The sequence below is a fragment of the Mucilaginibacter sp. NFX135 genome (assembly GCF_048565145.1).
Lineage (GTDB): Bacteria > Bacteroidota > Bacteroidia > Sphingobacteriales > Sphingobacteriaceae > Mucilaginibacter.
Genome location: NZ_CP183412.1, coordinates 5,122,289 through 5,137,604 on the forward strand (window position 1 = coordinate 5,122,289; position 15,316 = coordinate 5,137,604).

At 42.8% G+C, this 15,316-nt stretch carries 10 protein-coding genes; 1 reads left to right on the forward strand and 9 read right to left on the reverse strand.

From position 1 onward, the window contains the following. Positions 1-24 precede the first annotated feature (24 nt). From ACNURT_RS21420 to ACNURT_RS21440, 5 genes are all read right to left on the reverse strand, one after another. Positions 25-636, reverse strand: coding sequence for an alpha-ketoglutarate-dependent dioxygenase AlkB family protein (locus ACNURT_RS21420; protein WP_419699451.1), 612 nt, complete (start codon positions 634-636; stop codon positions 25-27). Next, the gene (locus tag ACNURT_RS21425; protein WP_419699452.1) at positions 633-896 is read right to left on the reverse strand and encodes a hypothetical protein; all 264 of its coding nucleotides are present in this window, start codon (positions 894-896) and stop codon (positions 633-635) included. Before ACNURT_RS21425 ends, ACNURT_RS21420 begins: the two co-directional genes overlap by 4 nt. 75 nt (positions 897-971) lie before the next feature. Then, positions 972-4,157: an error-prone DNA polymerase gene (locus ACNURT_RS21430; RefSeq protein WP_419699453.1), complete on the reverse strand. Its 3,186-nt coding sequence runs from the start codon at positions 4,155-4,157 to the stop codon at positions 972-974. Between the two features lie 2 nt (positions 4,158-4,159). Further along, entirely contained in the window at positions 4,160-5,656 is a 1,497-nt protein-coding gene (locus ACNURT_RS21435; protein WP_419699454.1) for a Y-family DNA polymerase, read from the reverse strand. Between the two features lie 3 nt (positions 5,657-5,659). Then, positions 5,660-6,385 carry an ImuA family protein gene (locus ACNURT_RS21440; RefSeq protein ID WP_419699455.1) on the reverse strand — a complete coding sequence of 242 codons (726 nt, stop codon included), beginning with the start codon at positions 6,383-6,385 and terminating at the stop codon, positions 5,660-5,662. A gap of 429 nt (positions 6,386-6,814) precedes the next feature. Here ACNURT_RS21440 and ACNURT_RS21445 point away from each other — a divergent pair, with 429 nt between their 5' ends. Continuing rightward, complete coding sequence (locus ACNURT_RS21445) at positions 6,815-7,048, forward strand: hypothetical protein (RefSeq protein ID WP_419699456.1); 234 nt, start codon at positions 6,815-6,817, stop codon at positions 7,046-7,048. Between the two features lie 292 nt (positions 7,049-7,340). Here ACNURT_RS21445 and ACNURT_RS21450 read toward each other — a convergent pair whose 3' ends face one another. The 4 genes from ACNURT_RS21450 to ACNURT_RS21465 form a co-directional block, all read right to left on the reverse strand. Further along, complete coding sequence (locus tag ACNURT_RS21450) at positions 7,341-11,441, reverse strand: hypothetical protein (protein ID WP_419699457.1); 4,101 nt, start codon at positions 11,439-11,441, stop codon at positions 7,341-7,343. Positions 11,442-11,664: 223 nt separating this feature from the next. Continuing rightward, positions 11,665-13,350, reverse strand: a complete 1,686-nt coding sequence (locus ACNURT_RS21455; RefSeq protein ID WP_419699458.1) for a hypothetical protein — start codon at positions 13,348-13,350, stop codon at positions 11,665-11,667. Positions 13,351-13,386: 36 nt separating this feature from the next. Continuing rightward, positions 13,387-14,379 carry a hypothetical protein gene (locus tag ACNURT_RS21460; RefSeq protein WP_419699459.1) on the reverse strand — a complete coding sequence of 331 codons (993 nt, stop codon included), beginning with the start codon at positions 14,377-14,379 and terminating at the stop codon, positions 13,387-13,389. Between the two features lies 1 nt (position 14,380). Next, complete coding sequence (locus ACNURT_RS21465) at positions 14,381-15,301, reverse strand: hypothetical protein (RefSeq protein WP_419699460.1); 921 nt, start codon at positions 15,299-15,301, stop codon at positions 14,381-14,383. Positions 15,302-15,316: the final 15 nt, after the last annotated feature.

The window sequence follows — 15,316 nt, forward strand, 5'->3', positions numbered from 1 at the left end:
AAAAATTAAATTCTTTGGTAAATATCAGATCACAACCCGGAAGGTCAGGTTAACACGCGCCTTCATAGGCTTAAGGGATTTGGCGATCCGGTGCTCCCAATGTTCCTGTAACCCGCTTTTCATCAGGAGGAAGGAGCCGTGTTCCAGCCGAACTGAATATTTTTCGCTGTGGTCTGTTTTGTTGCGGATATCAAAGCTACGGACCTGGCCAAAACTAACCGAAGCGATGACCGGATGTTTGCCCAAAATGCTTTCTTTGTCACTATGCCAGGCAACGGAATCATTGCCGTCGCGGTAATAATTTAATAAAACACTATTGAATTGAGTACCCGCTAAAGGTTCTACGATTTGCTTAATCGCCAGTAATTCGGGCGTCCACGGGGTTGGGTTGGCTATTCCTCCAGGATGAGAATAATCGGTACCCAGATCACCATACCAAGCCGTCAGCCGTGGGGTGATCACTTCTTTATCATACATCTTTTGTACGGTTTGTTTCCATGGCGCTTCCGCTATCAGTTTTTGCAGAAACCAATTACCTTCTTCCTCACTGAATATACCGGGAAAGTATTCCAGAAAATCAGTTGGCAGCCCCTTACTTTGTCCCGCTTCGGGGAAAAAATACAATTGTTCCATCATCCTAAATCCCTGATCAATTTATCCATTTCTTTATGATTGCCGCTAATAAACCCTGCCGCATCTTCCTGTTCTTCAACAGTCAATAATTCGCCGTCATATATCCAGTTATCATCGGTATCAAAGAGAATACGGCCGATAAAAATCTCCCGTAAGATGTCGTAAAGCAGATAGCCCTCCCCGTTATCCGGCAGGATGCCCACCCATCTTTCTCCCCTTATTTTAGCCGTTGCCGGCTTTTCCCGGAATAACTTACTTCTCATTAAAACAAAAATCGAGAAAAAAATGCAAAAAAGAACAATAAATACTAAAAATATTAGTATTTATTATCTAAAGAACTACTTAAAATTCCTTCCTTTATGAAAAACCTCCCGGCTATCAGGCCCGGGCGCTGTGGTCTCATCTGCCCTTGCCAGGGTTAACAGCGGCAGGTCATCGGCGTTGCCTATGGTCAAACCACGAAGCAGCCTGTTCAAATTAAAGCAGCGTATGGCGACCACATGGATCACTTCGCCCTCGATCTGTAATTTCCCTTCAACCATGAACAAATGGGACTGGATGATCTCCTTCCGGTATTGATCGAACAGCTTCTCCCATACTACGATATTAGCCGCACTGGTTTCATCTTCCAGGGTCATGAACAAGATACCCTTAGCGGTGCCGGGCCGCTGGCGAACGGTTATCAAACCGGCAACCTTGATGGAATCCCCGTCTTTCTTATTTTTAAGCTCAGCGATCGGTGTATTGTGCAATAAGTTCAGTTTTTCACGAACTAAGGCTACAGGATGATTTTTCAGGGATAAGCCCGTAGCTGAATAATCCTGCACAACATGCTCTCCTTCGGTCATCAGTGGCAACTGTACCTGTATCTCTTTGACGCTTTCCGAAGCCTGACCATCAAATAAGGCGACCGGTCGGTCACTCAAAGCCGATACCTCCCATAAAGCCTGGCGGCGGTCCGAACCCAAGGAGCGAAAAGCATCCGCATCCGACAGCTTTTCCAAAGCCGCTTCTGGTACACCTACCCTACGCAGTTGATCAATATGGCCATAATGTTGGGTCCGGCCTGCTATCAATAAAGTCATATCTTCCTCCCGTAATCCTTTGACCTGCCGGAAACCTAAACGCACGCTCAGGTACGCGCCATCTTTTTCTTCCAGTGTATTATCCCAACAAGAATGATTGACATCCACCGGCAAAACTTTAACCCCGTGATCTTTGGCATCCCGAACGATCTGCGCGGGCTGGTAAAACCCCATCGGCTGGCTGTTCAATAATGCCGCGCAGAATACATCGGGATAATAATACTTCAGCCAGGAGGAAATATAAACCAGCAAGGCGAAGGAGGCGGCATGGCTTTCCGGGAAACCATAACCCTCAAAACCCTGCAATTGCTTAAAGACCCTTCTCGAAAAATCTTCTTCATACCCCCTGGCCACCATCCCGTCCACCAGCTTCTTTTCATATAAGCCTAATTTGCCATTCGCTTTAAAACTGGCCATACTGCGGCGCAGTTCATCTGCTTCAGCAGGCGTAAAACCCGCCGCAACGATGGCGATCTCCATAGCTTGCTCTTGGAATAAAGGCACCCCTAATGTTCTCCCCAGGATTTCCTTTAATTCCTGCGAGGGATATTCCACGGGCTCTTCACCATTCCGGCGGCGCAGATAGGGATGTACCATGTCCCCCTGTATTGGCCCCGGTCGTACAATGGCCACCTCGATCACCAGATCATAAAAACATTGGGGTTTTAAACGCGGCAGCATGGACATCTGCGCACGGCTTTCAATCTGGAACACGCCGATGGTATCGGCATGGCAGATCATCTCGTAAACCTTCGGATCATCCTGGGGAACATCGGCCAGCGTCAGCTTTTGACCATAATGCTGCGCTACCATATCAAACGCCTTCCGGATCATGGTCAGCATGCCCAACCCCAGTACATCCACCTTCAGGATGCCCAAAGCTTCCAGGTCATCCTTATTCCATTCCAGTTGCGTACGGTTTTCCATCCGCGCATTCAGCACCGGGCATAGATCGGACAGCTTATTATCCGTAATAACAAAACCGCCGGTATGCTGTCCCAACTGCCTCGGAAAACCCATTAGAAAGGAAGTTAATTCCAGTACTTTAAAAATTAATGGATCATTCGGATTCAGTCCCTGTTCCCGCAATCTTTTTTCGTCAAAACCTTCCTCGCTGAAATCCCAGATCGTTGCGCCGATCCGTTTAATAGAATCCTCAGATAGCCCCATCGCTTTTCCCACATCCCGAATAGCGCCCCGGTGCCTTTCTTGGGTAACTGTCGCGACAATAGCAGCATGTTCACGTCCGTAGTCTTCATAGATATACTGTATGATCTCTTCCCGTCGTTCATGTTCAAAATCCACGTCGATATCCGGCCATTCCTCCCGCGCATCCGACATAAAGCGGGAGAACAACAAGCGGGATTTCATGGGATCTACTGCCGTAATGGATAAACAATAACAAACTGTCGAGTTGGCCGCAGAACCACGGCCCTGGTGCAGGATACCCAGTTCTTCTGCTTTTTGCGTATATTTATATACCCGAAGAAAATATGGAGCCAGTTTTCGTCCCTCAATAAAAGCCAGCTCAAATTTTAACTGATCCTGAACTTTTATGGGGATCTGCTCCCCATACCGCTCATGTGCACCTGCCCAGGTATATTTGATCAGGCGTTCCTGTGGCGTCAGTCCATCCAGTATTTTTTCTTCCGGTTCAATGTATTTTAGGGTATCCAGGGAGAACCGGCAGGCGTCCGCGATCTTTAACGCGTTATTCAGCGCTTCAGGGTATCCCCGGAATAAGCGATGCAATTCTTCTATGGGTTTGATAAAGCGTTCCGCGTTGGCATGCAAGCGGAAGCCGGCTGTATGAATCGTGCATTTTTCCCGGATACAGGTCAGGATATCCTGTAATTCGCGGCGCCTGGGCTCATGGTAGTGTACATCGCCAACAGCCACCAGGGGAATACCCAGTTGTGACAGGCGGGCCAGTCTCTTGGCATCATCACCGCTGTAGGAACGGGTCGCCGCCATATATAATGCCAGGCCCAGGTTAGCCCGGTATTCCGCTACATTGCTTTTAAAATCATCGTCATAATCAAACCGGGCGTTTAACTCATCCGGCGGGATGATAATAAACTGAATACCTTCCTGATGCTGATAGACATCCGTTTTATATAAATGACATTCCCCCTTTTCAGCCCGCAGGTTCCCAACGGTTAATAATGCTGAAAGCCTGCCATAGGCGTCGCGGTCAGTTGGATAAGCCAGCAGGCTTGGCCCGTCTAACAGGTCCAACCGACAGGCCGGAATAAATTTGATAGCGAGTTTTTTTGCCGCGACGTGCGCACGCACGATACCCGCCAGGCTATTACGGTCAGTAATGGCGATAGCTTCATAACCAAGTGCTTCTGCCTGTTCCACCAGTTCGTCGGGATGCGACCCTCCCCGCAGGAAACTGAAGTTGGATGTGGCTTGTAACTCGGCGTATCTCATCATCTTTATGCAAAATACCCATGCAAATACCATTGCGGAGCGGCATCATAGTGTCCTGAGCGGAACAGCCAATAACGTTGCCCGTCGGCATCTTCCACGGCGTAATAATCCCGGTGCTCACCCTGGTCCAGCCACCATTCCCGTTCAATGCGTTCTGGGCCATCAGCCTTCTCAACAATATGTCTCCGTCCTTTGTAAGTAAATACTTTGGGCGGGTAATCGGGTAAGAGCGCCATCACTTCAATGGCCTCAGGCCGGCGTAACAGGCGTACGGGCCGTGGCCTGTCCGTCCGCCATCTGGTGACCGGGGTTTCCATTAAAGAGGCTGCTTGTTTTATCGAGCGCTCCGGCCAGTTGTGTTCTGCGGGTAAATAGCGGTGGATAGCATTCGCGCCAACCTTACCCGCCAGTTTGTCCAGCAGTTCCGCCAGAGCGGTATCCTGTAATCCAGGTTTCTCATCCCATAATTTTTCCTGTATCAGGTCAATAGCCTCTACTTTCGGGGCTTCCAACAAAAACAATTCGATACCCAAAGCCGGCTCTATTTTACTGATCTGCAATTCAAACAGTTCGACCAAATGGGAAACACTATGCGAGCCCCGGTTGGTGGAAATGCCAGCTTGTACCATTTTCCCATCTATACGATAACATTTCAGGATGGCTTTTCGAATACCCTTACCTTCGTTTTGCAAACGCAAACACATGGTCTCCAGGAGTTTTTGAATAGCGATCTCAATCGCTTTTTTCGTCCGAACCGGTTCCAGGCAGGGCAAACGTTCTGTATAGGGTACGGGCGGAATCAGCGGAACCAGGATCTCCCCTTCCAGGCCCAAAGCCTGTGCTAATCTTAATAAAAAGCCCTCCCCAAAACGCCGACGCAATACCGTGCGCGGGATCTGTATAAAACTTCTGATGATACTGAAGCCCAGCTTTTGGAGTTTTTCCAATATAAGCGGTTCCAGACGGAGAGCAGCAGGTGGCAGGCTCAGCAAGGCTTGTGCCTGCATACCGGGTTCAACAAGAGGTGTCTTTTTTCCAAAGCGGGCAACCGCCCAGGCAGTACCTATGGTATCTGCTACAGCTGCCCGGGCATCATAACCCGATGAGCGCAGCTTGTTCACGATCTCTTTCAAATAGCCTCGTTCGCCGCCCCACAGGTGCGCACAGCCGGAAATATCGAGGATCAGGCCATTGGGCAGATCGACCATCACGATCGGTGTATAGCGGATACACCATAAGCCCAGTTGCCGTAATAATTTGGCTTCTTTTCCAGGGATATGGTCCAATATCCGCAGATCTGTTGTAATTGCTTTGGCATCCGCTGCCGCCATACCGCAATGAACACCCTGCGCTTCCGCTACCGGGTTGGCAGCGGTAATGACAATACGGTTACGGTCAAGTGTTGCAAAAACGAAAGGTATTTCCTTTAACTCCGGCTGTTTAAGGGTTAGCCAGTCTGTCATCAGGTGACGAAACCATATAGCCATAAAGCGCTTTTCCATAACTCATCCCGCCATTTGTTTTTGTTGTTCCGGCAGTTCTTTTTCAACCGGTCTGAATTTACCTTCCGACCATTCCATGATCCAGTTACCCGGCTGCCCATTACGTACCCGCAATAGTTCGACCTGCCAGCGTGGAAAGCCCAGGCCAGGCAAACCATCAACCGGTTCACTTGGTAAGGGTTTGATTTTCCAGCGGGCGGCGCAAGCGGTTGATCCCATTTTATCCGAACGGTTACGCAGAACAAAACCCGTCACCCGGCTTTGTTCAACAGCCAGCTGCAGACGCCGGGATTGCTTAAAATCAATTTCCCGCATTTCCCCGATAACCGCGGCCAGGCCAGCGCATTTTAATGCTTCTTCCATGACCCAAAGCACCTCTTTATCCCTGGTCAGATTGACAAAGATCACCCGGTCGGGTTCCATTCCAAACGCTTTTAAAGCTCCGGGAAATAAGTTCCCGGAAAGGCTGATCCATAAACAGGCACCTCCATTTTGCATCAGTATCGAAAGCACTCCGCTTACAAAACCACCGCAAGCCGCGGCTTGTTCTGTATTCGCACATACCAGTTCGTGCACAGTGCCCAAAGGAAAAACGCCATTGGGAAAAGCGGCTTCTACCGGGCCTAAACCTACTAATTCCCGTTGACCAGCAGGCGGCGGCCTGTAGCCTTCCCATTGCAAAATATCCTTTTGCAGCTGACTGATGATATCTTTTTTGGTGCCGGACATTTATTTCAATTTGGGATTGTAAAGTTATGCTAAAAATATTAGCAATCTATAAAAAGAATTACAAAATATTTTTTACTGAAATTTTAATGTACTGATTAATAGCTATTTAGTTAATATCGAAGAGCTTGAATAAAGTATAGATGGATTTGGTGGGATGATATGACAAAGATGGGAAACACGGTTATCGATTGCGTTTAGATTAAGAAAGCATAAATTTTGATAACTTGCAGTTTAATATGGCAGGCATCCTTGCCTGCTATTGTGATAAGGTTTAGGTAAAAGTCCCCGGCGGCGAGCGCTTAGGGGACTTTTGATTTCCATATAACGGTTGAATCCCGATTGAAGGTAGTTCCCTAATCAAGATCTTATTCGTATGATACACTTTGATGCAACATCTGAAATTATGTGTAAGTTTATGTCGTGTTGACCATGGAACAATATGATGCGCTGGGTGACCCTGAAAAAGCGGACGCGATTATCAATGGCAATTTCCTTGCCGACCGCGAGGAAAACGGTCTTATAGTGCAGTTGTACAGTCTGGGGAAAATTTATGGTGAGCTTTATTATGATCCACTTGCCAACAAAATTTTACGTTACCGGGCGTTCAATGAAATTCAGCAGCTGGCGCCTTACCTGGCGCACATTAAATTCAATCCTCGCTGATCCCTTGATATTAGAACATATATAGCCTCGCACGCAACTTTCCCATTGCAAAATAGCCTTCAACTGGCTGGCGATATTGATTTTGGTGTCTGACATTTATTTCAGTTTACATTGTAAGGCTACGCTAAAAAAGATGGCAATTTGTATGAATAATTATAAAATGTTTTTATCCTTACCTTCTGCTATAAGCTGAGTTTAATGCCAACTTAATGATACTAATCAAGGGTTAAATCATACCTAGGCGACATTGAAAGCCAATGTATCCTTAGATCGAAAACCTTTACCATTGAAATTATTTAGCACAATCAAGAAGCTTGATTTCTAGAGCAGGAATATCATTATACTCCTGTACAAGTTTTTCATAATTGTTCAAATGATTGGGAAAACCATTGCGGACTTTAAAGACTAGGTAATAAGTATATTCAGCGTTTATTCCTTCCATATATTTGATCAGTTTAGATTTATAACGTGCCCGTTCCTGATCATTTTGAATTTCCGGGTTATGCAAAAGCTTTAGTTCTACCATCACTGGACCAATGAAACCATATTTGATCAGCAGGTCTATACGCTGGCCATCATTAAGCTCAATCTCTCGGTTGATATCAGTATTGCGCAAGCCGTTGCGCAATAGGCTGTTTTCCATAGTAACTGCTAACGTCTTTTGCAGTACGTCCTCATTGAAAAGTGAAGTCTTTTTTGACTTTATCGCGCCACTGAGCTGCATGGCCGTTTGATAGAATCCTTTATTATGAATAAAACTCTCTAAATCTATAATTGAATGCTCAACCAAAGAAGCTAACTCGATTGAATTATAAATTGGCAGGTATTTTCTTTCTTGAATTTCGTTGTAAATACGGATTGGCTCACTGATGGTCTTATATAACACGTGCGTATCAGACAAGTTCTTTTCCAGCTTAACCACATAGCCTTTGAAATTGCCTGCTGTATCGCTGTAGGTCGGTTCAGTCAATAGCGCATTTAATGCATTAATAATTTTCAAACTGTTGTTCTGCGTAAAATAATCATAGACAATATCCATTAAATATTTGCTATAACGATTATGTCCAGCGGTTTTCCGAATCATTAATGCGTACTTAAGCAAATCTATGATCTGAGACTGAATTTCCACTCCATTTAATCCATACAGACACCGCCCGAATTTTGGTTTATCTAGCTCGTATTCCCAGTCTGGATAAGGCCGAAGTCCTTTCTGCCGGTCACCGTCCTCCAATATAACGATCACTCTTGACTTGAGCTGCTCAAATCTCCAGCTTATAGCTTCATGATCTTTAAATCGTGTTATTAAGATTTCGTTAGCAAGTTCGCCAAGTAGTTTGCAGGACTTATCTTCTATATTAAAACCATCGAAAACTTCTTCAAGGTAAATGTAATCAGCCTCCTCAGAAAGCTCTCCTAGCGTTTTTAGTGCGATTTCTTTTTCATGCAAATCGGCAGCAGACGAACTAATAATTTGCTTGAGAACAGGTTTAAAACTTAACAACCGATGTATTTTAATCATTTCTGTGAAGACTGACACCGAGCCAAGAATATAATCATCATCTCTTCCAACACAATAGTTTAATAATATTTGTTCATCTTCTGCTGTAATAGGTCCAAGATGATCCGTCACATGTTCAACAATAAGTTGATTGTCTCCCTTGTAATCTTTCAACATGGGTAAATATTTGATTAATTTGGAGCGATTTTGTCTCAGTACATCTTCTTCGTTTAACAATAACGCCAAACGTATATACAGTCCAAAATGAAACCACCAAGTATTATTTACATGAGAAGTTATCTTACTTTCTTCCTTTGTTAATGTAATGCGAAATTCATCTGGATCAACCTTGTCAATGACCATTCTAAGAATATTCTTAATTTTCTCCTTTTCACTTGGTTTGATCGAACATTCTATTTTTTCAAAATTGATAAGATAGTAAGCAAAGACATCTTGATAGTATTCCTTTTTCTCTGGCAGTAGTTTTTTAAGAAATTCTCGGTACACCCGTTCGGCTTCCTGCTTTTGTTTCGCCTCAAGGCTGGCTTCATCGGTGGTCTTTTGATCTTCAAATAATTTCGGGAATTTGCTAGCCATCTCTTCGATCACTGGCTTTCGAATATAACTAGCATTTCTTTTTAGCTCTGTCACCAACTTATATAGATCATAGTAACTCATAGACGAATTTCTGGCCTGCGCTTCCATGATCTCGAATTGATCGACAGTAATCAAATTCGCCAAAGGTTCAGCTAGTTCTCTTAACAAATTCTCATAGGCCTCTAACTTTAAAAGACGTTCAAAAAATCCAGGCTGTTGTTTCAATAAATAAGTTACCGCTCTTTTCATGAATCCCTCTTTCGGTCCCCTAAAATGAGTGTATTCGTCACCTCCAGACATGACCTGAAAAAGATCTTCCGTCTTTGCATTTAAAACCCCGCTATTAATTGCTGCTATCCGGTCAAATAGGGAGTAAAAACCAATATGGCTCCAATTATCGTTAAATAAACTATCAATTAATTGGGGTTCCTTGAGTAGCAAATCAAACACCTTGGAGATCGCAGCCTCAGATGTCAAGTTATCCAGAAATCGCTCTTTGGAATCCATTTTAGGCCGTTGTTGAATAATATCAACAAAGATATCTACCGCCTCGTCGGGCGCAATATTACCCAAGCTGTTTAAATAGGTAGAAACCACGCCATCTGGCTCCGTTCTAATTTGAGTATACATAACTAAAACCTCCGCTTTAGCATCCAGTGATTCTAGCACGTAAAATAAATCGTCTGGTTTGATCCCTAAGGCAGGTCTATGGAGTAAAAATAATAAATACTCCCGCCAAGCTGCCTTATTTTCAGCTGTTAACAACCCTTTATTTGCTAGTTGTTTAATGATCAGCATTCGATTAACAAACCTGGTAATCTCCAATTGGCTATCACCATCCAAGTGTACGAGACTTATAAGGTATTGATTTTCAGGCATCTTGTATAAATTAGCCAACAAAGTATCTTTCTGATAAAGGTTTTGACCGCAATGCTGATAATAGATAAAAACGATTTGGAAAATATTCCCTTTAACGGATGGCTCAGCCTGATCCATTCCAGGGCCGAGCAGTAGATCGATCAATCTTTCTTCCACCTGATGCCCAGGATTTATAGCCAGCAAATTGGAAAGACTGCCGGCAACTTTTTGCGGATCTAATTCAATCGCATATTGGATAACGTCATACCAACTTGAATATACAATATCCAATTTCTTGTCCATGATTAGGTCATATAGAACCTGTTCACTATTACTCATCCGGATCAGCTCTTTGGCGGCCAAATATTCCTGATGCTCCGTATTTTCAAATTTCAGATAATTAAAATCTATTCTTTTTAAAACACGTTCAATAAAGACATCAATGCTACTATTCTGCAAAAATATCTGGTTAATATTGGAACGCGTTTCGTCTAAATAGGTGATTAGTTCCTCGTGTGAGATCTGATTGCGTTGATAAATTTCCATAATCAGCGCTAGTTTTTCGAGCACGCGCTGGGTGATATGCACTTCGTTATCCTGTGATCCAGGTCGCTGTTGTTGCCGGATATAACTCAAGATTGTTGCTATCGCTGGATTTTCCGTACATTCCTTATTTTCGGGCAGATGATCAAAAAGCTGATGCTGTTTTTTTATCTCTGATATGAGTTTATAATAAACTACTTTATCAAAGATCTGAATACGGGTAATATGACGTAATTCCTCCGCCGTCCACTGTCCATCTAGTATAGACCTAACCAAGGCGTCAAGATATCGCGGCGTTTTGAGCACTGGATCTCTACTTGAGCCGGAAGACCTGCGCATAATAAGCTCGATAATTTCTTCATCTGTAATAAAATGTTCCAGGTATTTACGGATATGTGTATCTGCAAATTGTTGTATGACCACATACTTAAACCCGATAAAATCTTTTAATTTTGTCTTCCATCTTTTGAGGTAATGGGTCCTGCAGGCCACATAGATGTTCAAGTCGGGACGCGCAATAGTTAGGTTTCCTATTTGCTGCAATGCTTCCAGAAATTGTAATGGCGGAACCTCGTCAAGCCCGTCAAAATACAGATGGTTAATCCTCTCACTTACCAGACTTTCCGCGCTAATGTGCCTATCTAGCATGACTTTACAATCAATGCTCAGTACCTTTGCTCTATCGTCAATTTGCGCTGCCAATTTTTTCATTAACAGACTTTTTCCATAACCTGGTTCACTGATGATAAATGCTTTACCTATTGCATTAAGCTTATCAAAATCCAGCACCTCCATATTTTTATGATTAAAAACAAAGCGATTATCTGGGTCCTTTTCTTCTAAATCGTCGAGTGACCTGAACGTAGCGATATAAGGAGCAATATAAAAATCTTCCATTTGGATAGTAGTTAGATATTTTAAGGGTTAATATGCAAATGACGAGCTGCATTCGTTCTGTACCGCTCAGCTTTCGCCTATGGACACCAGGTATCTTGATGGAGCTGCCTCGACTTGAAATGTTTCATAGACATATAAGCCTCTCTTTAGTCAAATCATCCCTGTGCACATTTTCCAGCCTCATTCCATGTGGTAGAAATGAGCCTTTAATTTCTTAACGCTTTTATTGCAAATGTTTTCGAAAAGCTGCTATTGTTTGATAGATTCCATAAGCAATGGCAATCTTACCTAAGATAAACGATAATGCGCCGCACGCTCCTCCAGTGATATGGCTAGGATTTAAGATGGTAACTAGTTCGCCAAAGCCTGTTGGTAGCCAAAAAAAATTGATAAAGCCTGCCGCAAACTTTTCCGAAATTAAAAAGTTCAAGCTATAATTCGTTTTTGCCAAAGAGAAGAATGCATAAAAGACGAAGCCGGAAATCATCGTAAAACCAACTCCTCGTGTCCAGCTTAATCCATAATTATTGGAAGCTTGGTTCAGAAAAAGCAAAAACCGGTCTCCACTATACCATTTCAATGACCGAGAGTAAATAGCCATTTCCATGCGATAATAATGCTGCGCGGCCACATGGTTATTTATTTTCCGGGCTTCGTGTTTTAAAAGCCTTGCTGAATTACTGTCTTTGATAGCAGGAAGCAATGACGTATTGACCTGAATATTACCAGACACTATCGTGCGCTCGAAGCTTACTTTGTTTAAATATACTTCCTCTATATCAATCAACCCTTTAACCAGTGCGTTGGTAAACTGAATTTCGCCCAATGGAGTCTCTTTGGTGTTCAGCCTAAAAATCCTGACGATACTGTTTATGCTAAATAGAGCTCCTTGGAAACACAATAGGCCTTGAAAATGATCAATTTTATGACCCGACAGATTTCCGCCGATTGATAGGTCACTATTAAAAATTGATTCGTTAAAATAAACTTCAGCCTTTCGGTAATCAGATCGGTTCAAACGTACTGCTTGTTCGAACTTAGAGTCAGATAAACTCAGGTGTTGCACAAAAATAGTCCTATTTATAGAAAGCGTTTTTTCGAAAACACAACTTATCCAATAATTTTTACCGCAAAAATGGCTTCTATTGACAAAAACGGCACCCTTGAATTTGGTAAAGTGGGCACCGAATGTAAGATCAATTTTCACCCGCTCAATTTGTAATTGACCCGTAATGGTAGTATCATTTAACAACAGCTCCTTCACCTGCATTAGTTCCTGTGTTCTATCATTCCCTATTAACTGCAAATTCTCAAGTTCACAGGAACTTAGATTAAGTTTACCTGGAATATCACATTCTCGGATAAGCAAGGTCCCTATACAAACTGTATTGCCAAGATCAAGTTCTCCTTTAATTTTGGTATTGTAAAGCATCAATCCCTCATCGAAATGCCCTGTGCGAAACCCTATAGCGGGCATATCGATATGGCAATTCAAGATGCTAAAAGCTTTATTCGCTTTGATTGACCGAAACTGGGTGATGCCTAGAAATTGTACTGACGATAGTGAGACATCTTCATGGAAATGATTGTCAAAAAAAGTAAACTCTTTCTCGAAAATGACGTTATGGAATGAAACCCGACCTGCAAATTCACAATTAAAAAAATCAATCTTTTTTTTAAACCTGATATTAGATATGAAAAGGCTGGGTTCGGCCAATGTTGAAAAAGCCTCAGGAACACCAGCTGGTTCTATACGTTCAATCCCTTCTATTTCTGCATGTTCCAGTAAATGATAAAAATCAACCGCTATTTTAAAACTACAGTTAAAAAACTGGATACGATCTGTCGACTCTTTCAGAATGGGAAATACTTTTTTCTCGGTTATAACTTTCGTTGTATCAATATGCATATTTTCACGCGTATATAAGTCAGATTTTAGTTTTTGTTAATTAACTCCCCTTAATAATCGTTGTATAATCAATTCAAAAACCGTGTAATCGTCGTTAAAACTCAAAACAGGATCTTTGCCTTTATCCTTATGTATCATTACGCCGTTTCCACTTTTAGAAATCCTTAATATTTTATCGTAAGTGATCACTGAATTTTTACTATTACCTTCAAATACCAGCCTTTTATTGGTCAAGTATAATGAACCATAATTAACCTGCTCATATCTTTTATTGCTTCCGGAGCCTCGGACTTCAATCCATTGAACATTCCTCATTTTAAAATAACATAACTCACTCTTCTGAATCGCTCCATCCCCATCAAAAGTCTTCAACGGCAAATTGTCCAATTCCCAATAATATTTCAACGTTTTCAACTGTTGCAATCCCGCATTGACGGTGGAATCGTTGATTCCGAAGTTATTAGCCATGGTAATCAGGGTCTGTTCTTCGGTCGGTGTACAACGCCCCCTTTTAACTACTTTATCCAGCGATCGTTGAAATATTTTATGTTTTACATCGCTCAGAACTTCATTTGCCTGGGCCTGAGGTAATTTGAGCTTCTTTCTGAAAAGATCGAGTTTTCGCTCATCCTCTACCAGGAATTGCCCTAAAGAGAGATAATCACTCGCAGCATGCTCATACCAAACCTTCCCTATCTTTATTTGTAACATTTCCACTATAGTAGCGGGGAGCCCCAATAATGTAGCAAGTTTATCTGTCTTTTCTATAGATGCCGCTGTATTGTCTTTAAGATACTGATTCCAGTATACCGCATAAAATTCCTGTAGGTTGAGCTCAAAGTCGGTTAAAGGGAAATTATATTTTTGCTCGATTTGTTGCAGGATATTCTGATTTAGCGCGAGCAGGTCATTTGAAGCCAGCAGGTTATTGAGCTCGATCACCGCATTCTCTGGCGGGTGTTGTTTGAATAGCCTTTGCAAAAAGCTTGGCTTTTTAACCGGTACGATTTGAAATATTGATCTTTCCATATTAATATTTCCGATACTCCTCATAAACTGGATGATTCCATTCTGCTACTCCACCATGCCAGGAACAGGCTCCTCTACCAGTAGCACTTGAGGAAGAGCCATCAGCGCATAAGGTCTCATAGTAGGCAATTCGCCTACGAATGGGATTCACTTTATTGTATAATCGTTCCGCAGGTTTGTAGCCTGCATTTTTAGCTGCATCCAGATCACCAATCGCAAGGCCGGTATGGCCCGATTTGAGGTTACAAATTGCACGTTGGTAAAGTAGCTCCGTTCCACCCATACCATGTTCGAGCTCATTATCAATAATAGGCACGGCCTGTTCGTATTTCCCGGCTGTTATTAGCCGGTTGACCAATTTTAAGGTTAATTGGTTGATCGTCTTCCTTAGGTTTTCCTTTTCGTCTCCGCTGTAAGTAAATCGGCTTACGCTTTTTAATCTATTTAAAGATTGCATTGAGATCTGTTGGTATGGATCGCGCAGATATACAGCCAGGCTATCTCGACGAATATTTTCTTTATTTAGAGAATCGGCAGAAAAAGCCCTTGCTCGCTGCTTTACTGCGGCCAAAGCCATGGCCTCATTCTTGTCTTTTTGACTATAATAGGCACTTAAAGGCAGGCATAAAATGATCAGAGTGGAACAAAACAAAAACCTGATTTTTGGCGTTAGGGTAAACCTTCCGCTACGCTCCATCCAGCGCTTACCACCACTAGTGAAACTTAAGCCGCAAAAAAGCAGAAGTGCAGCAATCATCAAATAATGATAAGTAAGTAATCCAGATCCAATGAAAATGATACTTAAAAAAATAGCTAGGGGGCTAGCTTTTTGTTTCGCGGATTGACTTTTGGCCTTTTTTACATTGAAATAATCCGGTAGAATACTATTCTCCTTTGGAATGAGGTCAGGTTGATAAGGCATTTAAAAATCAGTTCT